The organism is Microbacterium sp. X-17 (genome assembly GCF_039615055.1).
In genome coordinates this window covers 717,218-737,151 of the sequence record NZ_JBDHNI010000003.1, presented here as the reverse complement: position 1 = coordinate 737,151, position 19,934 = coordinate 717,218, and the positions used below count along the sequence as shown (strand labels likewise).

Genomic DNA, 19,934 nt, shown 5'->3' with positions numbered 1-19,934 from the left:
CCGACGTTAGCCGACTAGCGGCCGACGGGCAATGTGACCAAATCGAGACCAATTTGCGCAAAAAAAGGGCGCATTATTGCGGCGATTGGCGCGGGTCCTTACCTTCGAAACGTAGAACGATGCACGTCGCTGTCACCACGCAGGTGACCATTTGCACCAGAGGCGCGACAGCATCACATCCAACAAAGGAGTTGCAATGCGAAGCACCCGACGACGAGCGCTCCTCGCTCTGTCGATCCCGGTCCTGGTCACAGCTGTCGCCCTCAGCGGCTGCACTTCCGGAACCTCGTCCACGTCCGCTTCCGGCTCGAAGGACACCCTCACGCTCGGCATCACCGCCGACATCACCGGCTGGGACCCCTCGAACCAGCCGCCCTACCAGAACTACCCGATGATGGCGGTCTGGGACACCCTGATCCAGTGCGACAAGCTCGGTAAGGCTCTGCCCGGCCTGGCGGAGAGCTGGAAGATCAGCGACGACAACCGCACCCTCACGGCGACCCTGCGCTCCGGGCAGAAATTCTCCGACGGCACTGCTGCGGACGCTGCCGCGGTCAAGGCCACTTTCGAGTACGCGGCCAACAGTGGTGCCGGTTCGGCACGCTACAAGGGCCTGAAGGTCGAGACCCCCGATGCGACGCATGTCAGCCTTACGTGGCCGACGTCGAACCCGCTGATCGTGCTGAACACCTGCAACGTCCCGATCTCCACCCCGAAGGTATTCGCTTCCAAGTCGTTCACCGACCCGGTCGGTTCGGGCCCGTACACGCTGAACAAGTCGAAGACCACTCAGGGTTCGGTCTATTCGTTCACGAAGAATGACTCGTACTGGGGCTCGAAGGACTACCCGTACAAGAACCTGGTCGTGAAGGTGATCACCAGCGACACGGCAGTGATCAACGCTCTGAAGACCGGGCAGATCGACGGGTCGCTGGTCACGACCTCTACCGTCAACCAAGCGAAGTCCTCCGGACTGAAGCTGCAGACGCTGAAGGGCGAGACCACCCGCCTGCTCATCACTGATCACCTGGGCAAGACCATCCCGGCCCTGGGCAACCTCAAGGTCCGCCAGGCTATGAACATGGTCTTCGACAAGCAGGCCGTCGCCGACAAGCTCTACCTGGGCAACGCTGAGCCTGCGACGCAGATCTTCCGCCAGGGGAGCGACGCGTACATCGACGGCATGAAGGACCCGTACCCGTACGACGTCACCAAGGCCAAGGAGCTGATGAAGGAGGCCGGCTACGAGAACGGCTTCACTCTTACCATTCCCGTGATCGCCAACACTGGTGTGGACAAGCTCCTGCCGTACGTCACCCAGCAGCTTGGCCTGATCAACATCAAAGTCGAGCAGCAGGCGCTGTCGGGTCCGAACATGTTCAACGATCTGCTTGGTGGCAAGTACCCCGTGCCGCTGTGGCCGCTCGGGAACTACGGTGAGAGCCTCCAGGACATCTACGACTACGTCCTCACCGGGGGAATCTGGAACGTCTCCCACCAGCCCGACGCCACGATCGACTCTCTCTGGGCGAAGATCACCAGCAGCAGCGGTGCCGACCAGAAGAAGGCGGAGCAGGACATCAACAAGTACATCACCGACCAGGCGTGGTTCGTGCCGATGGCCTACCCGGACGGCTTCTACGCCTACAACTCCAAGATCACCGTGAACCCGGCGTCCGACTTCGCCGCGCTCAACCCGCTGCTGCGGGACTTCAAGTAACACCCGGGAAGAGGTTCGAGTCCCATGCTTGCACTATCCATCGCCAAGAAGTTGGCGCGCGCAGTCGCTGTGCTGCTCGTGGTCACCTTCGTCACCTTCTGCATGATGTTCGGCAACGGTGAAGGCATCGCCCGTGGGGTGCTCGGCCTCAACGCCCAGCAGTCCGACGTGGAGAAGGAAGTCGTCAAGCTGGGACTCGACCAACCTCTTCTTGTGCAATACGGAAAATGGCTCCTCGGAGTCGTCACCGGAGACCTAGGCCACTCGTACTTCACGGGCCAGTCCGTGAACGATGCCCTCGCGACCCGGGTCCCGGTGACGCTCTCCCTCGTGCTCGTCACCTTGATCCTCACCATGCTCCTGAGCGTGGCGATCGGGGTCATCGCGGCGATCTACGGAGGCTGGGTCGATCGCGTTGTCCAGTTCCTCACCGTCCTCGGCGCCGCGGTACCCGCCTTCATCATCGCCGTCGCGTTGGTCTTCGCCTTCGCGGTCGCGCTACCCCTCTTCCCCGCAACCGGATATATTCCGCTGACCGAGGATCCATCAGGCTGGACGAGATCCATCGCGCTGCCCGTCCTCGCGCTCCTCATCGGCTCGGTCGCCGGCGCCGCTAGTCAGATCCGCGGAGCCGTGCTCGACGTGCAGGGCAAGGATTTCGTGCGCACTCTCCGCGCCAGAGGAATCCGCGAAACGCCACTCCTTTTCAGACACGTTCTCCGGAGCGCGTCCGGCCCCGGCCTGACCGCTCTCAGCCTGCAGACCATCGCACTGCTAGGTGGTGCCGTCTTCGTCGAGCAGATCTTCGCATTGCCCGGCATCGGCCAACTCGCGAACACCTCCGCGCAGCAGGGTGACGTTCCCATCGTGATGGGCGTCGTGCTGGTCACCATCGTCTTCGTCCTGATCGTCAATCTCCTCGGCGACGTCGCCAACGCCGCGCTCAACCCGAAAGCGAGGACACGATGAGCCTCCGACCCACAACCGAAGCCATGCTCGCTGTTAAGCGACAGCCGCGGCGCCGGCGCCCGTTGATCGTGCGTCTGGTGTTGAACCCGCTCGGAGCGGCGACCCTGCTCTTCCTCCTTTTCGTAGTCGTCCTGGGCGTCTTCGCCCCGCTCATCGCACCCACGCCGCCCAACTACGCGGACCTCGCCGCGGTGAACGCACCGCCGTTCTCGCCGGGACACCTACTTGGTGCGGACCAGTCCGGACGCGACGTCTTCTCCCGGCTTGTCTGGGGCACGCAGCCGACGATCATCGGATCGCTCATCGTCCTGTTCGTCTCCGTGATTGTGGGAGTCACCAGCGGCCTGATCGCCGGCTTCTTCCGGGGCAGGACAGAAGCGGTCGGCGGCTTCTTCTCCGACGTGATCATGTCCTTGCCCGGCATCGTCCTGCTGATCGCGCTTTACACCCTCACAGGCCCGAACATCCCGGCAGCCATGGCCGTCTTCGGGATCCTCGTCGCCCCCACCTACTTCCGACTTGTGCGTGCGGTGGTTGTCGGGGTTCGTAACGAGCTCTACGTCGACGCAGCTCGTGTCGTCGGCCTCTCCAACACGCGCATCATCGGGCGGCACGTCCTGTGGGCCGTCCGCGGACCCGTCATTATCCAGAGTGCATTCATCATCGCGGCCGGTATCGGTATCCAGGCCGGCGTCGACTTCCTTGGGCTGGGGGATCCCAAACAGCCTTCCTGGGGAAGTGTGATGCAGGATGCGTTCAACAACATCTATAACAACCCGGTCGGCGTCTGGTGGCCGGCGCTTCTGATCAGCCTCACGATCCTTAGCCTCGTCCTCCTTGGCAACGTGCTGCGAGACGAGCTTCAGTCCACGGGAGTCAAGCCGCTTACCGCACGCGGCCGTCGGGCTCTCGTCTCGAGAGGGGCGACGCCGGTTCACGCGGTGCCTCGGAGCACCTACGCGATCGCCGTGCGCGAACTCCGGATCGGCTACCCCGAGCACACGGGAGAGATCCGTGAGGTCGTACACGGAGTGGATCTCGAGGTGAGGCCGGGCGAGATCCACGGACTCGTCGGCGAATCCGGATCGGGCAAGTCGCAGATCGCCTTCTCCACGCTCGGCATCCTGCCCCGCGAAGCCGTCGTCCTCAGCGGCAGTATCTGGGTCGACGGCGAGGATCTCCTTGCGGATCCCAAACGGGGCGCGAGAGTCCGCGGCCGGAAGATCGGATATGTTCCTCAGGAGCCGATGTCGAACCTCGACCCGTCTTTCACGATCGGCGCGCAGCTGACGTATGGGCTGCGTGCGGTCAAGTCGATTTCGAAAAGGGACGCCCGCGCTCAGTTGCTCGCGCTCCTTGAGCGGGTTGGCATCCGGAACCCCGAACAGGTCTTCAAGATGTATCCGCACGAGATCTCCGGCGGAATGGCTCAGCGTGTCCTCATCTGTGGTGCGATCGCTTCGGACCCTGACATCATCGTCGCCGACGAGCCCACCACGGCACTAGACGTGACAGTGCAGGCAGAAGTCCTCGAACTACTCCGGGAACTCAGCCGCGAGCGCGGTCTCGCCATGATCCTGGTCACCCACAACCTCGGTGTGGTCGCTGACATCTGCGACGTCGTCAGCGTGATGCGAGATGGGCTGATCGTGGAGGAGGCCGACGTCGAGTCCCTCTTTGCCCAGCCGAAAGAGAAATACACCAAAGAACTCCTCGACTCTTCTCGGAGCGTGGAAATCATCGAGGAGGCATCGTGACGGAGCCGATCCTTCGGGTCAGGGAACTGGACGTCACCTTCGGGGCTGGACGCAAAGGTGCCAAGCAAGTCATCAACAAGGTCTCATTCGATCTTCACGCCGGCGAGACCCTGAGCCTGGTCGGCGAGTCCGGATCGGGAAAGACGACGATCGGACGCGCGATCCTCGGCCTTGCCCCAGTGACTGGGGGCACCATCGAGTTCCGCAAGAAGACGATCAGCAACATCAAGCGGTCTGAACGCCGCAAGATAGCACGTGACATCCAGGTCGTGTTCCAGGACCCTTACTCGTCGCTCAACCCCTCCATGACGATCGAGGACATCCTTGTCGAGCCTCTGAAGTCCGTTGGTGTCCGTGACGGACGCAAACGAGTTCGAGACTTGCTTGACTCGGTCGGTCTTCCCGCCGACTCCGGCAGCCGATTCCCGAAGGAATTCTCTGGCGGCCAACGTCAACGGGTCGCGATCGCCCGCGCGCTCGCCCTCGAACCGTCCGTGATCATCTGCGACGAGCCAACCAGCGCGCTCGACGTCACGACGCAAGCACGCGTGCTCACTCTCTTGCACGAGCTCCAGGAAAGAACGGGCGTCGCCTACCTCTTCATCAGCCACGACCTGGGCGTCGTCAATTCGATCAGTGACCGCATCGCAGTGCTCTATCAGGGTCAGGTCGTCGAACTAGGGGAGGCGGCTCAGGTCGCCCATCACCCTCACCACGAATACACCCGACGCTTGCAGATGGCGGCGCCGGTAGCCGACCCCATCCAACAGCGGGAGCGTCGCGAAGAGCGTCTCCGGTTCCTGTCCGGCGCATCGGCTGCACCAGCCATCGGCTGATCCACCCGTAACGACCTTTTGGGGAGACATCTATGCCCGCATCAGCTGCACCTTCAGCTCCGCGATTCGAATATGGGCCTGGGCTCGGCATCGGTACCAGCACGCCAAGGCTGTCTTGGATGGTGCCGTCGGCAGACCCGGGATGGCGGCAATCGGCATATCAGCTCGAGATCAGCCGCGCCGGCGACATCGCTGTGTTCGACGTCCCCTCGTCCGAGCAGGTCTTCGTTCCGTGGCCAGGCTCAGCTTTGCAGTCGCGAGAGAGTGCACTCGTGCGGGTCCGCGTCGCCCATGGCGCTGCTTGGAGCTCGTGGAGTGAGCCAGGATCCGTCGAGGCAGGCCTTCTCGCGGCAGACGATTGGGAAGCTTCTTTCATCACACCCGTGCTCCTGGGAGGCACCGAAGCGCCGGCTCCGACCCTTGTTGGCTCGATCCAACTTCCCAGCGCGGTTCGCAGCGCACGCCTCTATGCGTCGGCTTTCGGCGTGTACTTCGGCACGATCAACGGGGTGGCAGTGAGCGAGAACCTCCTTGCTCCCGGATGGACCTCGTACCACCACCGTCTCCGTTACCACACGTATGACGTGTCCCGTCTTCTCTCCGCAGGCGACAACCGGATCACTTTCACGCTAGGTAACGGGTGGTATCGAGGACGGCTGGGATTCGAGGGGCGGTCGGCGATCTACGGAGACAGGCTCGGCATGATCGCACAGCTCGAGGTCACCCTCGTTGACGGAAGCACACATCGTCTGGCCACAGATTCCACATGGCACGCGGTCGAGTCGCAGATCATCGTCGACGATCTCTACGACGGTGAAACGCAAGACCTCCGCCGACCGGTCCTCGCCTCCGACCAATCCGCAGTGACCATGTTGGACTATCCCAAGGAGCAGCTGGTCGCGCCGGACGGGCCGCCCATTCGACCCACCGGAAACGTGCCCGCAGCCAGAATCTGGACTTCACCCAGCGGCAAGACACTGATTGACTTCGGCCAGAACCTCGTCGGCTGGATTCGGATCGCCCGTCCTGATTCCAAGGCCGGCACTGAGGTCGTAGTCCGGCACGCCGAGGTCCTCGAGCACGACGAACTCGGCACCCGTCCGCTACGCGGCGCCGCGGCGACAGACCGATACATCCTCACAGACGGCGGTCCTGTTGCACTCGAACCGCACTTCACGCTCCACGGGTTCCGATACGCGGAGGTGACCGGCCTGCCGGACCTGGAACCATCGCAGGTCGAGGCGATCGTGATCGGCTCCGACCTATCCCGACGCGGCTGGTTCTCCACGTCCGACCGTCAGCTGAACCGCCTCCACGAGAACATCGTCTGGAGCATGCGCGGCAATTTCGTAGACCTCCCGACCGACTGCCCGCAGCGAGACGAACGACTGGGATGGACCGGAGACATCCAGGTCTTCGCGCCGACCGCGACCTACCTCTACGACTCGAGCGGCTTCCTGTCGTCGTGGCTCAAAGACCTGGCAGCAGAGCAGTGGGAGGACGGCACGGTGCCATACGTCGTTCCCGACGTGCTCGGCGGCCTCGTCGCCCCGTCGCCGACGGCCGCCTGGGGCGACGCGGCGACCGTCGTTCCGTGGACGCTGTACGAGCGCACGGGAGATCGCGACGTCCTCAATCGTCAGTTTGACAGCATGAAGCGCTGGACGGACCGGATCGTCGAGGCCGCTGGCGCCGATCACATCTGGTCCGGTGGATTCCAGTTTGGGGACTGGCTCGATCCCACCGCACCCCCCGAGGATCCGGGACGAGCGAAGGCGGACCCCGCCCTAATCGCCACCGCGTACCTGGCACGGTCCACGCAGATCTTGGCAGACGCAGCCCGAGTGCTCGGACGTGTCGGAGACGAGCTCGAGTACTCCGTGATCGCCTCGGATGTCCGCAACGCTTTCGCCGGGCGATTCGTCACCGCAGACGGTCGCCTGCAGTCGGACGCACCCACCGCGTACGCGGTTGGAATCGTCTGGGACCTGTTCCCCGAGAGTCGCCAACGCATTTACGCTGGCCGACGACTGGCAGACCTGGTCCGAGCGGCCGGCTTTCGGATCAGCACCGGCTTCGTCGGCACACCCCTGATTTGCGATGCCCTCACTGCGACGGGCCACGCGGACGTCGCCCACCGACTGCTCCTGCAGACGGAGTGTCCGTCCTGGCTCTATCCGGTCACGATGGGAGCCACCTCGATCTGGGAACGCTGGGACAGCATGCTGCCCGACGGGACCATCAATCCCGGTGAGATGACATCGTTCAACCACTTCGCCCTCGGCGCCGTAGGCGACTGGCTCCACAGAAGCATCGCCGGCCTGGCCCCGGGCGCATCCGGCTATCGATCCATCCGGATCGCCCCCCTGCCCCCACGTGAACTTGACTTTGCACGTGCAGAACACCTGACCCCCTTCGGCCCAGCTCATGTGCACTGGGAACGTCGTGGGAACCAGCTCGTCGTGAACGCGCAGATACCTATCGGCGCAACGGCTGAAGTGCTGTTACCCGGATGGGAAGAGCCGCTGGCAATCGAGCACGGGTCACACGAGTGGGTGATCGACGGCCAACCGAATCGAGCGCGGTTCGAGACCATCCGCGACCTGATCGATGATGCGACCGCATGGGCCGCCTTACTGGCGGCGACTCGAACGCACGCGGTCGGCCCCCAGAGCGAAGTGCGGCTCGCCGCATGGCTCGAGCCGTTCTTCGACTTCCCGGTTGGCTCGCTCGCGCACGCCCTCGCACCCGAAGGCATCACCACGGCGACAACGCGCGCTGCCGCTGCCGAGGCTGCAAACGAAGCTTTGACGGCCGCGCTCGGCGCGGGTGCCACACCAGTCGGCGACTCATCAAGAAACGGACGCGCATGACGTACATCAGTCAGAACGGACCTGCGACGGTACGGCCGTCGGCGCCCGCAACGCGGAGCCGTTCTGCTTCGACTGAGCCCGTCGTAGCCGGGTTCTATCCGGATCCGACCGTCTGCAGGGTCGGCGACGACTACTACCTCTCCAACTCAAGCTTCGAGTACTTCCCTGGAGCGCCGATCTTCCACAGCACTGATCTCGTCACGTGGTCTCAGGTCGGAAACATCCTGGATCGGAGGTCACAATTCCGCCACGGCGTCGACCTTCCTTCGACCGGAATCTATGGGTCCACCCTCCGATTCCACGACGCGCGGTTCTGGTTCATCACAACAAACGTCAGTGACTTCGAGTCAGGACAACTGATCGTCAGCGCCGAGGATCCCGCCGGCCCATGGAGCGAGCCGGTCTTCGTGCCCGAGGCGACAGGCATCGATCCCGACCTGTCCTGGGACGAGGACGGTAGCTGCTACCTGACCTGGAACGCACTTGACTTCGCGGACGGCGGCAGAGGGATTCGGCAGGCTCCGATCGATCTGGCAACCGGAAGGCTGCTCGCACCCGACTACCCCATCTGGCAGGGCACCGGCCTACTCGCACCAGAGGGCCCGCACCTCTACAAGATTGGGCAGTACTGGTATCTCGTTCTTGCCGAAGGCGGGACCGAGCGTGGTCATTGCGTCACAGTCGCGCGAAGCACCGAGATCTCGGGCCCATTCGAGGCGTGCCCTTGGAACCCTGTATTCACGCACCGCAGCACCGGGCACGCGGTCCAGAACGTTGGCCACGCCGACCTTGTCGAAGCACCGGACGGGGGCTGGGCGGCACTTTACCTGGCTGCACGGCCCACAGGTCCCACCCCAGGCTTTCATGTCATTGGGAGGGAGACGTTCCTCGCCGGAGTGGACTGGCTCGATGAGTGGCCGGTGATCGACGAAGACCGTTTCGAGTTCGCGCCGCGCGACACTGCGTTCACGGACGACTTCCGCTCGCAGCAGTTCGCCCTGAATTGGGTGACCCCAACGGGTGAACCGGCCCGAGTTGCCGTTCCCCGATCGGAGGGAGGACTGATCTTCACTCCGTCAAATGGCTCGGCCAACGGTGACGATCTGCTCTGCACTCGTGTGCAGGACTTGCGGTGGAGCGTCGATGCCGAGTTCATCGGTTCCGGGCGGTTGCAGGTGCGAATCGATGACCGCCATTGGTACCAGATCGAATTTCAGGGCGGACTCGTCACAGTCACTACCCGTGTGGGGGACTTCCAGCAGGCCGTGGCAACTGCGACGTGTGAGGCGGGCCGGCTCATCCTGCGCATCTCTGCAACCGAGCCGTCCGGTGGCAAGCTCCCGTTCGGGCATGGGGGTCCGGACGACATCCAACTCTCGTTCAGTGATGGTCAGGGCGATCACGAACTCGCCCGCCTGGACGGCCGCTACCTGTCCACGGAGGTGGCCGGCGGATTCACGGGACGGGTCATCGGACTGGGCTCCGCTGGCGGCGACTCGATCCTGACGCGATTCTCGTATCAACCCGTGTGACGCCACGAGCTCGCTATTCTCTTGTCTCAGACGACAGCAAGGTCGACTCGCGAACCATGAGCTTGGTCGCGAGCTCAATGCGCTCGTAGCGCTCCGGCTCGCGCGCGCGAAGCTCGCCCACCAGCTGGACAGCCCTCGCGGCCATCGCCTGCAACGGCTGGCGAACCGAGGTCAACGGAGGCGTCGCGATCGCTGCACGCGCCTCATCGTTGAAGCCGACAACGCTCACATCCTCCGGAATACGCAGCCCAAGCGCTGCGACCGCTCGATAGACATCCAACGCCATCTCGTCGTTGCAAGCGAACACGCCAACCGGTGAAGCATCGGACGCCATGAACCGGCGGAAGTCCGGGGTGATGTTGGGCCCGGTCCAGCGGGCATCGATGCGGGTGACCGGTGCATCGCCAAGTGCATCCACGATCGCCGCGCGGAAGCCTTCCTCGCGGGCTTTCCCGAATCGATAGTGAGGGAGGCCCGTCACGACGGCGAACCGGCTGAGCCCGGAGGACGCGAGCAGTTTACCTGCGTCATACCCGCCCTGCCAGTCCGTGGTCCCGACGCTTGCGAGCTCTCCGTGCGGATCTGAGCGCGGGTCGAGAAGCACGATCGGGATCCGGGCGCCGCTGAGTTCCTCCAGCTGACGAGTCGTGGGGCGAATTAGGCCAAGGATCACGCCGGATGGCCTGCGCCGTGCCACCCGGGCAGGCCAATCGTCGGACGGGTCATCCCTTTCCAAGGTGAGTACCAGGTCGTACCCGTGATCGAACGCCCCTTGTCTAGCACCGGCCACGATCGCGTCAGTCCAGGCATCCCCAAAAGTGCCAAGGACCAGCTCGATGAGCCGGAGATCGAGGGTCGTCGGTCGCCCACGTGAGGTCTGGGTGGGATCGTAACCCAGCTCGCTCGCGACCCGAAGGACCTCGTTTCGAGTGCTCGCTTTCAAGTCACCGCGTCCGGAGAGGGCGCGAGAGGCCGTCGACACCGAGACCGATGCGGCGTCAGCAATGTCCTGCAAGGTCACGGCTTTGGAGTCCACGTCCCAATTGTCGCAAATGTGGCTGGATTTTGCGCAATTTAGTGGCTTGTGAGGTCGCGATTGTGATTGCCTTTGACCCTCAGCGGTTCTGCCCCGCCATCCATCACCATGAAGATAAGGGGCCGTCCGCCCGATGACGAACTCATCCACGAACCAGAGCGCCACGCTGGGTGAACCTGCTGCCACGTCAAGCGTGGAACGCCGTTGGCTCCTCGTCCTCGTGCTCGGCGGACTCACAATGCTCGGACCGTTCACGATGGATCTGTATCTGCCGGCATTCCCGCAGGTCCAACACGATCTGACCACGACACAGGCGGCCGTCCAGCTCACCCTCACAGCGACGGCAGTAGGGATGGGAATTGGTCAGCTGCTCGTTGGACCGATGAGCGACGCGTTCGGCCGCCGCCGCCCTCTTCTCATCGCCACGGCTCTTCACGTGTTCTCCAGCCTCGTCGTTGCGATCTCGCCGACGATCGCAATCGTCTCGCTGGCCCGCCTCGGCCAAGGGCTCGGCGCGGCTGCGAGCGCCGTCGTCACCGTGGCGATGATCCGCGACCTGTTCGGCGGGTATCGACTGGTGCGGATGCTCGCGCGCATCGCTCTGATCAGCGGCCTCGCCCCCATCATCGCGCCGGTGATCGGCTCCCAGCTCCTGCTCGTCATCTCGTGGCGCGGCGTCTTCGCAGCGCTCGCCGTGTACGGACTCGCGATCCTGATCTTCTGCGTACTCGTCGTTCCCGAAACGCTGCCCGCGCGCAGCGAGAACACAGCTGAGAACGGAACAATGTTGTCCCGACTGCGAGCGGTGCTCCGGGACCGTGCGTTCGTTGGTGCGGCGGTCGCAGGCAGCATGATCTTCGCTTCAATCGTCACGTATCTTTCCACGTCCCCCTTCGTGTTCCAGACCAGCCTTGGCCTCGATCCTCAGGAGTTCGGCGTCTTGTTCGCGGTGAACGCGGTTGGCCTGCTGATCGCCACCCAGCTCTCAGCCAGGCTGATGCGAGTCTTGGAGCCGGCGTGGATGCTCGCCAGCGCTCTGGCGATAATGCTGGCGTCCGGCTTGGCGCTCGTGGTTCTCGACACCAATCATTCGGGGCTGCCGGGCGTCGCCGTCGCGAGTTTCGTCTTCGTCTCGACCACCGGGTTCGCCAACCCCTGCATCAGCATCCTTGCGCTCAAGGATCACCACGGGCGGGCCGGAACCGCAGCCGCTATCACAGGGTTCGCGAACTCCGTGATCGGCGGCCTGATCTCACCACTGCCCGGAGTGCTCGGGGGAGGGACGGCGCAATCGCTGGGCGGCGTCATCTGCGCGGGAATGATGATCGCACTATTGGCGCTGTTCTTCGTTCTGCGACCCTGGCGGGTGGCGGCGCTCGACCGCAGTTGACCAGCCTCCGATTTTTGCGCAATCGGGTCGCGGCGGTGCCGCGAAACTGGGACGCTACGACGGCACAGCCGCCTCGATTCGAGGTGGATCCACCGACGACGATGGACTCGGAAGGACCGACGATGATCCAACCCAAAGGCACACGCAGACCGAGAGACGCGCGTGCACGATCTCTGTGGAGAACGGGAATAGCGACAGCTGTCACGGCTGGCCTGGTTGGCGGATTCCTTCCGCTCAGCAGCGCCCTCGCCGCACCGAGCCCCCAACCCAGTTCCGGCCGCGACTACTTTGCCATTCCAGCTGCGGCGACGGTGCGACCGCTCGGTGAGATCCCCTCAGGGCCGACGACACCCGGTTTTCCCGGCCTTCCTGAGAGCGTGCCCGGCTTGGGAGTTCCACTTGGCGGCGTGGGTGCCGGATCCTTCATGGTCAATCAATCCGGCACCTTCGGGCCCTGGTTCTTCGGCGGATCACAGGACGACTCATGGGAGACGCGAGCACTGACACAAGCGGCATTCCATGTTCGGGAACAGGTCGGTGACAACCCTGCGACGGTGAAAACGCTCGCGACGGATGGACCGCAGGGCACGTCCGCCGCGCGATCGTGGGAGTCGCCTCTGCCGGCGTGGAACGTTCTCCAGCCTGGCGAAGGGTCATACGCGGCCTTGTATCCGTTCGGATACACCAGCTATACGCCGTTCAAGACCGATGTCTCGATGCGCTTCTTCTCGCCGATCGTCGCAGGAGAGGATCGGCGCACATCGCTTCCGGTCGCATACTTCGATGTCAGGCTTGCCAACCACACTGGTAAGACGAGCAACGTCTCGGTCATGTTCACGATGCCCAACGTCCCCGGTCACGAGGGCCGGCAGCCGGCCACCGTCCGGACCGGGCTCGCGAGCTCGTTCACCACGGACAAGAAGAGCGGCGTGCAGGCCGTCACCCTAAGCTCCGACGACCCGTCGAACACAGCCGATGCGACGAAGTCGGAATGGACTATCGCCGCCCAGCCGCAGAATGGGCAACGGGTCAGCTACACCACCTCATGGAACGCCAACGGGGACGGAAGCGATGTCTACGCGCCGTTCACCTCCACCGGGTCGCTAGCTGACACCCCGATCGACGGTTCCCACTCGGCCGGCGCGATCTCCGTTTCCGTGAAGCTGAAGCCCGGCGAAGTGTCGACTGTGCCGTTCGCTCTCAGCTGGGACTTTCCGCAGGTGTCCTTCGCAGACAACAACTCTGTCTGGATGCGTCGCTACACGGACTTCTACGGCGCGAAGGAGGACAAGCAGAACAACTACGTCCAGGGTTCATACCCGTTCCACCAGAGCTTCGCAATTGCACGGGACGCTCTTGCCGACCACGACCAGTCGTTGAAGGCCGTCGAGCGTTGGTGGAACCCCATCGCCAACGAATCCGCATACCCGGTTGTTCTTCGAACCGGTGCCCTGAACCAACTCGCACAGGTCCCATTCAAGACCGCGTTGTGGGAGGGCGGCCTGGTGTCCAACACCGTCACGCCGACCGGTGGAAAACGGCAGGGCACGTCGGTACCCGGAACCCACCTCTATCTGGGAGTCGACTCGAACGCCGGAGGCGGAGCGAACGGCGGGATGGGAACGGAGGTCGGCACCTACAGTTATCTAGCTTACCGTCAGGTCTTCCCGACCATCGAACGTGACCGCCTTCAGGCCAAGATCGACGCGGTGCTCGCCGATCCGTATGGAGATCCGTGGGATCCCGGCTTGACCTCGTCTACCGACCCCGCGGCGTACACAGCGACCGGAGATCCGTTCATCACCTGGACCCAAGGGTCGCAACCCTCGCCGGGGAATGTGTGGTTCATCGATCGGCCGAGCGAGAACCTCTTCCGCTTGTACGACTATGCCCAGTCGAGCCATGACCAGGGCTTCCTCAAGCGTGCATACCCGGCGATGCAGAAGCTGCTGTCATACATTCAGGCAACGATCCCTGCAGGATCGACGCTTCCTCAGGCTCCGAACATGAACGCGCCGAGCCCGGACCTGAAGAGCCCGCTCCCGTACGCGAACGTTTTCGACGTCATTCCGGTCAACAAGGTCGACGCGTACGACTCACAGCTCTATCTCCTCGCCCTCGAGTCCATTTCGGCTGCCGGCAAGAAGCTCGGGGTGTCGCGAGAGACCCTGACGAAATGGAGCGGGCAGCTGAAGGCGGCAAAGGCCGAGTACGAAGCAACCTTCTGGAACCCGGATCACCAGTACTACCGGTATACGCCGGGCCCCTCAGCGGACAACGACAGTGTCCTATTGGCGACGCTCTTCGCGCAGCACCTGGCGGAGCGGGCCGGCTTGCCGGACCTGGTCGACCCCGTGCACTATCGGCAGCAGTTGATTACCCAGACGGGCTTGTTCGCCTCACAAGCTGATGCCCAGGGCAACAAGATCGGGTCGCCGAACATGGCGCTGCCCCCAGGCTCGACCGGCTTCCCGTACACGGGGTTTGCGGGCACGACATACGAGGATGGTGTCTGGCCAACGGTGAACTACTTCATGGGTGCGACCTACGTCGACGCAGCCAAACGATTCGGCAGCGCGCAGTTCCGTCAGACGGGTATCGATCTGGGATCGGCAGTCGCCACGCAGATCTGGAACGTCGACTCGAACGGCTACCAGTTCAACGCGCCACTCCAGTGGAACAAGGCGGACTCGGGGCGTTGGATCTACCCGGCCTTCGAGTCCAACTTGGCCTCGTGGGAGCTGATCAACGCGATCAAGCCGGTCAATATCCCGGGCAGCTGAGCGAGCGGAGTCGGGGCGGCGAATCGTCGCCCCGACTCCTGCTCTACCGAAATGTGAGTGCGCAAGGGCTCAAGCCTGCCCGGCGCGCGCCGGACCTGTCGAGGCGCGAACCACCACCGGGGCCGGCGTTGCGTACCGCCGTGGACCCAGTGTCGGTTCGGCAAGTCGAGAAAGAATCGCAGCGAGAGTCGCTTCCACCGTCAGCCCGACGTCTTGATGAACGGCGGTCAGGCTGTTGTAGGACAAGGCCGCGATATCGCTGTCGTCGTATCCAGTCACCGAGATTTTGCCCGGAACGGCCACGGCAGCGGCGCGGAATGTGGCCAGCAAGCCAGCGCCACAGTGATCGCTGCACCCGACGACTGCAGTGGGGAGAGCCTCGCGTTCCATCAGCTCACGGGCAGCCTCGGCGCCGTCCTCTTCACCGAATCCGACCTCGACGACATCGATCGACTTGCTCAGGCCGTGGCTGAGCATTGCGGCGCGATACGAGGCGGCCCGATCCGGTCCGACACGACCTCCCCGACCGCCGGCGTACGCGATGCGACGGTGGCCGAGGTTGGCGAGGTAGCCGACAAGCTCCATCAGACCGGCGTCGTCGTCCGTCCGGACCACGTCTGCGCGCAGCTCATCACTCCGCTCACCCAGCCACACCACCGGTACCAGATCCAGCGCGCGTTGAAACGTCGGCGACGCCGGGTCGGGGTTGAAACATGCGAGCGCTTCCACCCGTTGCTCCAGGAGTTGTCGGATGACGACCTCTGTTGTCCTGGCCGTGGTGTTCGGTCCGAGGACAACAGTGAAGCCCTCTTCCTCGGCGCGCTCCATCAACCGTTCGACGACGCGCGCTTCAAAGGAGTTGAGCGCAGTGAACATGACCCCGATTAGCCGTGTCCGCGGTTGGCGCAGGAGGCGTGCCGCGGAGTTGGGACGGTAGTCGAGTTCCGAGGCCGCAGCAAGCACGCGCTCGCGAGAGGCCTCACTCGGCCCGGGCTCACCTCTCAGAACAAGCGAGGCCAGCTGCCGCGACACGCCCGCGCGTTGCGCGACGTCGCCCATCGTCGGCAACCGATGGGGGAGATCGAGCGGCTCTGGTGTCATCGGGCGATGAAGTCGTATTCCTGGAAAGCGGCGACCTCATCGGCCCAATGCGTGGCGACGAAGTCGACATGCGCGGGAGCGCTGTTGTACGCCTCGTACTCTGCTAAGCCCGAGAAGCGCATCGAGAACTGCCACTCGAGGTAGCTCTTCTCGCTAACCTGACGACACACGATGAAATCAGTCACCGCCGGGATGGAGGAAAGCACCTGCTCTGCAGTGTCCAGAAACGCGGTCTCCTCGGCCGATCCCGCGTCGTGAATCAGGCTGAAGACGACCGTGTGCTGAATTCTCATCCCTCTCTCCGTTTCGCGATGTTGCTAATGGTGCTCTGGATAGCTTCGACGACCAGTGCGTGGTCATCTTCCTCAGTCAGACCCGAAACAGCTGCCACTCCTACGGACGTTCCGCGAACACGAATGGGTACAGCGCCGCCGCTCAGCACGTGGACTCGTGGGTCGAGGCCGAGGACGGGCAAGGCTTCGCGGATTCCCAGTTCTTTGAGTCGCTGGGTCGTGAACAGCGAGCTGACGTCATAGCGGCGGACGAGTGCGGCTTTCCGTTCGAGCCAGCCGTCGTTATCGGCTGAGGTGCCTGGTCGTGCCGCATGGAACACATGCTGCTCACCGATCCAGATCGAAGCCGCGATCGGGAGGGATCGCTCTGATGCGAGCCGGATGATCGTCTGGCCGAGCGCCCACGCGTCACCGTGGCCGAACTGATCGAAGTCCAGCTCGCCGTTTTCAGCGCTGGCCGTCCCCGTCATCGCGTCGCCATTTCGCGGATCTGGCGGCGTGCTTCGTCGATCGTCGCCATCACAGCGACCGTCTCAGCGTGCCCATGCAGTGGGGATTCAAGTCTGCCATCGCCCACGTAGGACGCGAACGCGGTCGCCTGATGGCTGAGACCGTCTTGGAATCCCGGAAGCGAGTCGTCGCGCCACTCGGTGACCTCGTAACGACCCAGCGCCCCACGATGGAGCACGACGCCGGTCGGGCCGAAGAACGGGCTTGGGATCTCGATGTAGCCCTTCGTCCCCATGACGACGGCGGTGGTGGGCACAGAGGTGAGCATCGAGGTGGTCAGTAGTGCTGTGGCGCCGCTCTGCGCGGTCAGAAGAAGGCTGGCCGTACCGTCGACACCGGTCTCGGTCACCGTCCCCTTCGCCGTAACGGACGTCGGTGATCCCAGGATCGAGGACGCAAACGAGATCGGATAGACCCCCGCATCGAGCAGCGCTCCTCCTCCGAGCTCTTTGCTCCACATCCTGCTCATCGGGTCGAACGGTGCCGGGAAACCGAAGTTCGCGTCGACGATGTTTACAGTTCCGATCGCGCCGTCTTCGAGCAGCTGGCGGATGACATCGGACTGCGGCAGGTAGCGCGTCCACATAGCCTCCATAACCAGCACGCCCGCAGCTCGGCCAGCTTCGGTGATCTCGGAGGCTTCTGCAGCGGACATCGCGATCGGCTTCTCAACCAGGACATGCTTCCCGGCGGCAATCGCCGCAAGAGCGACGTCGTGATGGAGCGGATGCGGTGTCGCGACATAGACCACATCGACAGTCGGATCCTCGACCAGTGCTTCGATTGACTCGTGCACAACCGCGATTTCGTGCTTCACGGCGAACGCGCGAGTCTTCTCGACGTCGCGCGCGGTGACCGCCGTCGCGTGCTGGGTGGTGTGGCCATGAAGAGCCGCCACAAAGCTGGCTGCGATTCCGGTGCCGACGATTCCCCAGCGCAATTGCGGAACCGAATCGACGGGAATGACGCGCGGAGCAGGGATTGACAGTGTCACGGACCGACCTCTCGCAGAGTGCAGGCACGACTTGGCTCGTGCCAATCGAACGCTAGCAAGCCATCGGGCAACCCCGTCACGGCTTGCGCAATATTTGCGATCGTGCCTCACGCAAAGCGCACGCGATGACGCGATATTCCGCGGTGGGTATGCTTGCAACCGTGACCTACAGCCCTATCCTCGAGCTGGTCGAGTCGATCCGTAACGGAGGCTTCGCCATCCTGGCGGATGACCAATCCAGGGAGAACGAGGGCGACGTCATCCTGGCAGCGGAGTTCGCGAGCCGCGAGGCCTTGGCGTTCATGATCACAAGAGGCCGTGGGCTGGTGTGCCTTGCGATGACCGCGGAACGAGCGAAGGAGCTTCATCTCGAACAGATGGCGCGAACAAACACCGACCCCCTTGGTACAGCGTTCACGGCGAGCATTGATGCTGTCCGGGAACACGGTGTCACGACCGGCATTTCGGCTTCGGATCGTGCGATCACGGCGCGACTCGCCGTTGACGGAGTCGCAGACGACTTCAGCCGTCCAGGTCATCTGTTTCCGGTCGTGTCACGACCTGGGGGAGTGCTTCAACGGCCTGGGCACACCGAGGCAGCTGTCGACCTGGCTCGGCTAGCGGGTCTGCACCCAATGGCTCTCATCGTCGAGATCATCGGCGATGACGGCGACATGCTGCGTGGCGAGTAACTCGAAGAGTTTGCGGCTGAACACGACATACCGTTCTCGACGATCGGCAAACTGGGCACGTACCTGAGCATTTGATTGTATCTAGGTGCGACGCGTCTGCGCCCCAGCGTGGAGCCGCCTGCGGCGGCGCTGTACTGGCCGGTCTTGTTTGTATTTCCGGCGGCCGATCGTAGCTCGTTCCAGGTTCTCCGTGCCGGGCTTTCGACGCTTCTATGTTTGTCAAGTCGTCTCGGGGGCGGCGTAGAGGGCGTTGAGGGTCCGATAGAGGTGTCGGGCGAGGTAGCGCTTGATGCAGCGGCGGATCTCGCGTCGGCTGCGTCCTTCGGTAAGGCGTTTCTCGAGGTAGGCCTTGGTGCCGGGGTGGCGGCTCATGCGGGTGATCGCGATGTAGTGGAGCGCCTTGTTCAGACGTCGGTCGCCGCCGCGGTTGAGGCGGTGCCGGGTGGTGTTGCCGCTGGAGGCGGGGATGGGGTTCACGCCGGCGAGGGCTGCGAATGCGGCGTCGTTGCGGACTCGGCCGGGATGGGACCAGGCGGTGATGACGACGGCGGCGGTGTATGCGCCGATGCCGGTCTCCTCCAGCAGCGGCGCCGCGGGGCTCGCGGTGATGAGTTCGCTCAGACGGGCGTGGTTGACGGTCAGTGCATCCTCCAGCTCCAGAATGCGCCGGGCCAGCCGAACGGCCTCGCGTCGTGCGGTGGCGAGAGCGAGCGGTTCGGTGCGGTGCTGCCACCGCGATGCCTGACCGATCTGGGCGGCGGCCAGGGGCCTGCGGGCGTCGATGCCGAGGTCGTTGGTTCGCAGCAGCGCGGTGAGCGCGTTCACGTTCATCGTCTTCTCCTGCGCCAGCTGATCGCGGGCGGTCACCAGCACCCGCAGCGCTTGACGGGTCCCGTCATCGGCGCGGGGACGGCGCAACCGGTCCTCGTCCAGCGGCAGAACGGCGGTGGCGATCGCGTGCGCGTCCAGCGGGTCGGACTTGCCGATTCCGTGGCGGGCCTTCGCGTTCATCCGGGGCGCTTCGGTCACCTCGTATCCGCTCTCGGCTGCAGCGCGGGCGAGTTTCGCCCCGTAGGTTGCGACGCCCTCGATCGCCCAGAGAGCGTCGGCGTCGCCACCGGTCAGCCGGGCGACCCACCCGATTGCGCGGGCGATGCCTTGCGGGGTGGTCGGGAACTGCTGGCAGCCGAGCAGCTGCCCGGACGACGTCTGGATCACGGCATAGGTGTGTGTCTTCGCGTGGGTATCCACGCCGATGACGAACGAACGGGAATGCGCGACGATAGTCATTGCGGATCGGATCCTTCCTTCGATGGAACACGGGCTCGGCCGCACGGCGGCCGGCGCCGGCCCGGGAGGAAGTCACTTCGAGGCAGCACTGTGACGGGCCACGACCCCGCAAAGGGTCGGGCAGGCTTCTAATCAGGTCATCGAGGTGGGCCGGGTGG

15 protein-coding genes are annotated in these 19,934 nt (G+C 64.0%); 9 read left to right on the top strand and 6 right to left on the bottom strand.

The annotated features are described in order from the left end of the window. Positions 1-196 precede the first annotated feature (196 nt). From ABCS02_RS17750 to ABCS02_RS17725, 6 genes are all read left to right on the top strand, one after another. Positions 197-1,720 (top strand): ABC transporter substrate-binding protein, encoded by a 1,524-nt coding sequence (locus tag ABCS02_RS17750; RefSeq protein ID WP_345836992.1) that lies wholly within the window; start codon positions 197-199, stop codon positions 1,718-1,720. A gap of 24 nt (positions 1,721-1,744) precedes the next feature. Further along, positions 1,745-2,689 (top strand): ABC transporter permease, encoded by a 945-nt coding sequence (locus ABCS02_RS17745; protein WP_345836991.1) that lies wholly within the window; start codon positions 1,745-1,747, stop codon positions 2,687-2,689. Next, positions 2,686-4,446 carry a dipeptide/oligopeptide/nickel ABC transporter permease/ATP-binding protein gene (locus ABCS02_RS17740; protein ID WP_345836990.1) on the top strand — a complete coding sequence of 587 codons (1,761 nt, stop codon included), beginning with the start codon at positions 2,686-2,688 and terminating at the stop codon, positions 4,444-4,446. The genes ABCS02_RS17745 and ABCS02_RS17740 overlap by 4 nt, the downstream gene beginning before the upstream one ends. Beyond that, on the top strand, positions 4,443-5,282 hold the full coding sequence (locus tag ABCS02_RS17735; protein ID WP_345836989.1) for an ATP-binding cassette domain-containing protein: 840 nt from the start codon (positions 4,443-4,445) through the stop codon (positions 5,280-5,282). Before ABCS02_RS17740 ends, ABCS02_RS17735 begins: the two co-directional genes overlap by 4 nt. A gap of 119 nt (positions 5,283-5,401) precedes the next feature. Further along, complete coding sequence (locus ABCS02_RS17730) at positions 5,402-8,155, top strand: family 78 glycoside hydrolase catalytic domain (RefSeq protein WP_345836988.1); 2,754 nt, start codon at positions 5,402-5,404, stop codon at positions 8,153-8,155. Next, complete coding sequence (locus tag ABCS02_RS17725) at positions 8,152-9,687, top strand: family 43 glycosylhydrolase (RefSeq protein ID WP_345836987.1); 1,536 nt, start codon at positions 8,152-8,154, stop codon at positions 9,685-9,687. The genes ABCS02_RS17730 and ABCS02_RS17725 overlap by 4 nt, the downstream gene beginning before the upstream one ends. Positions 9,688-9,700: 13 nt before the next feature. Here ABCS02_RS17725 and ABCS02_RS17720 read toward each other — a convergent pair whose 3' ends face one another. Continuing rightward, positions 9,701-10,723: a substrate-binding domain-containing protein gene (locus tag ABCS02_RS17720; protein WP_345836986.1), complete on the bottom strand. Its 1,023-nt coding sequence runs from the start codon at positions 10,721-10,723 to the stop codon at positions 9,701-9,703. A 133-nt stretch (positions 10,724-10,856) separates the two neighbouring features. Here ABCS02_RS17720 and ABCS02_RS17715 point away from each other — a divergent pair, with 133 nt between their 5' ends. Beyond that, positions 10,857-12,113 (top strand): multidrug effflux MFS transporter, encoded by a 1,257-nt coding sequence (locus tag ABCS02_RS17715; protein ID WP_345836985.1) that lies wholly within the window; start codon positions 10,857-10,859, stop codon positions 12,111-12,113. 101 nt (positions 12,114-12,214) lie between these two features. Then, positions 12,215-14,896 carry a GH116 family glycosyl-hydrolase gene (locus tag ABCS02_RS17710; RefSeq protein ID WP_345836984.1) on the top strand — a complete coding sequence of 894 codons (2,682 nt, stop codon included), beginning with the start codon at positions 12,215-12,217 and terminating at the stop codon, positions 14,894-14,896. Between the two features lie 69 nt (positions 14,897-14,965). Here ABCS02_RS17710 and ABCS02_RS17705 read toward each other — a convergent pair whose 3' ends face one another. The 4 genes from ABCS02_RS17705 to ABCS02_RS17690 are packed head-to-tail and all read right to left on the bottom strand — an operon-like array spanning position 14,966 to position 17,794. After that, the gene (locus ABCS02_RS17705; protein WP_345836983.1) at positions 14,966-15,955 is read right to left on the bottom strand and encodes a LacI family DNA-binding transcriptional regulator; all 990 of its coding nucleotides are present in this window, start codon (positions 15,953-15,955) and stop codon (positions 14,966-14,968) included. A gap of 38 nt (positions 15,956-15,993) precedes the next feature. Next, positions 15,994-16,290 (bottom strand): Dabb family protein, encoded by a 297-nt coding sequence (locus ABCS02_RS17700; protein WP_345836982.1) that lies wholly within the window; start codon positions 16,288-16,290, stop codon positions 15,994-15,996. Further along, on the bottom strand, positions 16,287-16,760 hold the full coding sequence (locus ABCS02_RS17695) for a heme-binding protein (protein ID WP_345836981.1): 474 nt from the start codon (positions 16,758-16,760) through the stop codon (positions 16,287-16,289). Before ABCS02_RS17695 ends, ABCS02_RS17700 begins: the two co-directional genes overlap by 4 nt. Then, on the bottom strand, positions 16,757-17,794 hold the full coding sequence (locus ABCS02_RS17690; protein ID WP_345836980.1) for a Gfo/Idh/MocA family oxidoreductase: 1,038 nt from the start codon (positions 17,792-17,794) through the stop codon (positions 16,757-16,759). Before ABCS02_RS17690 ends, ABCS02_RS17695 begins: the two co-directional genes overlap by 4 nt. Positions 17,795-17,955: 161 nt before the next feature. Between ABCS02_RS17690 and ABCS02_RS17685 the strand changes: the two genes are divergently transcribed. Then, the gene (locus ABCS02_RS17685) at positions 17,956-18,486 is read left to right on the top strand and encodes a 3,4-dihydroxy-2-butanone-4-phosphate synthase (RefSeq protein ID WP_345836979.1); all 531 of its coding nucleotides are present in this window, start codon (positions 17,956-17,958) and stop codon (positions 18,484-18,486) included. Positions 18,487-18,705: 219 nt separating this feature from the next. Here ABCS02_RS17685 and ABCS02_RS17680 read toward each other — a convergent pair whose 3' ends face one another. Further along, positions 18,706-19,776, bottom strand: coding sequence for an IS110 family transposase (locus ABCS02_RS17680; RefSeq protein ID WP_345836978.1), 1,071 nt, complete (start codon positions 19,774-19,776; stop codon positions 18,706-18,708). Between the last annotated feature and the right edge of the window lie 158 nt (positions 19,777-19,934).

Bases quoted from the DNA above. Each gene is read 5' to 3' on its own strand.
- ABCS02_RS17725 (WP_345836987.1), top strand. From the start codon at position 8,152: ATGACGTACATCAGTCAGAACGGACCTGCGACGGTACGGCCGTCGGCG.
- ABCS02_RS17745 (WP_345836991.1), top strand. From the start codon at position 1,745: ATGCTTGCACTATCCATCGCCAAGAAGTTGGCGCGCGCAGTCGCTGTG.
- ABCS02_RS17705 (WP_345836983.1), bottom strand. From the start codon at position 15,955: ATGGGCGACGTCGCGCAACGCGCGGGCGTGTCGCGGCAGCTGGCCTCG.
- ABCS02_RS17740 (WP_345836990.1), top strand. From the start codon at position 2,686: ATGAGCCTCCGACCCACAACCGAAGCCATGCTCGCTGTTAAGCGACAG.
- ABCS02_RS17710 (WP_345836984.1), top strand. From the start codon at position 12,215: ATGGACTCGGAAGGACCGACGATGATCCAACCCAAAGGCACACGCAGA.
- ABCS02_RS17695 (WP_345836981.1), bottom strand. From the start codon at position 16,760: ATGACGGGGACGGCCAGCGCTGAAAACGGCGAGCTGGACTTCGATCAG.
- ABCS02_RS17715 (WP_345836985.1), top strand. From the start codon at position 10,857: ATGACGAACTCATCCACGAACCAGAGCGCCACGCTGGGTGAACCTGCT.
- ABCS02_RS17750 (WP_345836992.1), top strand. From the start codon at position 197: ATGCGAAGCACCCGACGACGAGCGCTCCTCGCTCTGTCGATCCCGGTC.
- ABCS02_RS17680 (WP_345836978.1), bottom strand. From the start codon at position 19,776: ATGACTATCGTCGCGCATTCCCGTTCGTTCGTCATCGGCGTGGATACC.
- ABCS02_RS17700 (WP_345836982.1), bottom strand. From the start codon at position 16,290: ATGAGAATTCAGCACACGGTCGTCTTCAGCCTGATTCACGACGCGGGA.
- ABCS02_RS17730 (WP_345836988.1), top strand. From the start codon at position 5,402: ATGGTGCCGTCGGCAGACCCGGGATGGCGGCAATCGGCATATCAGCTC.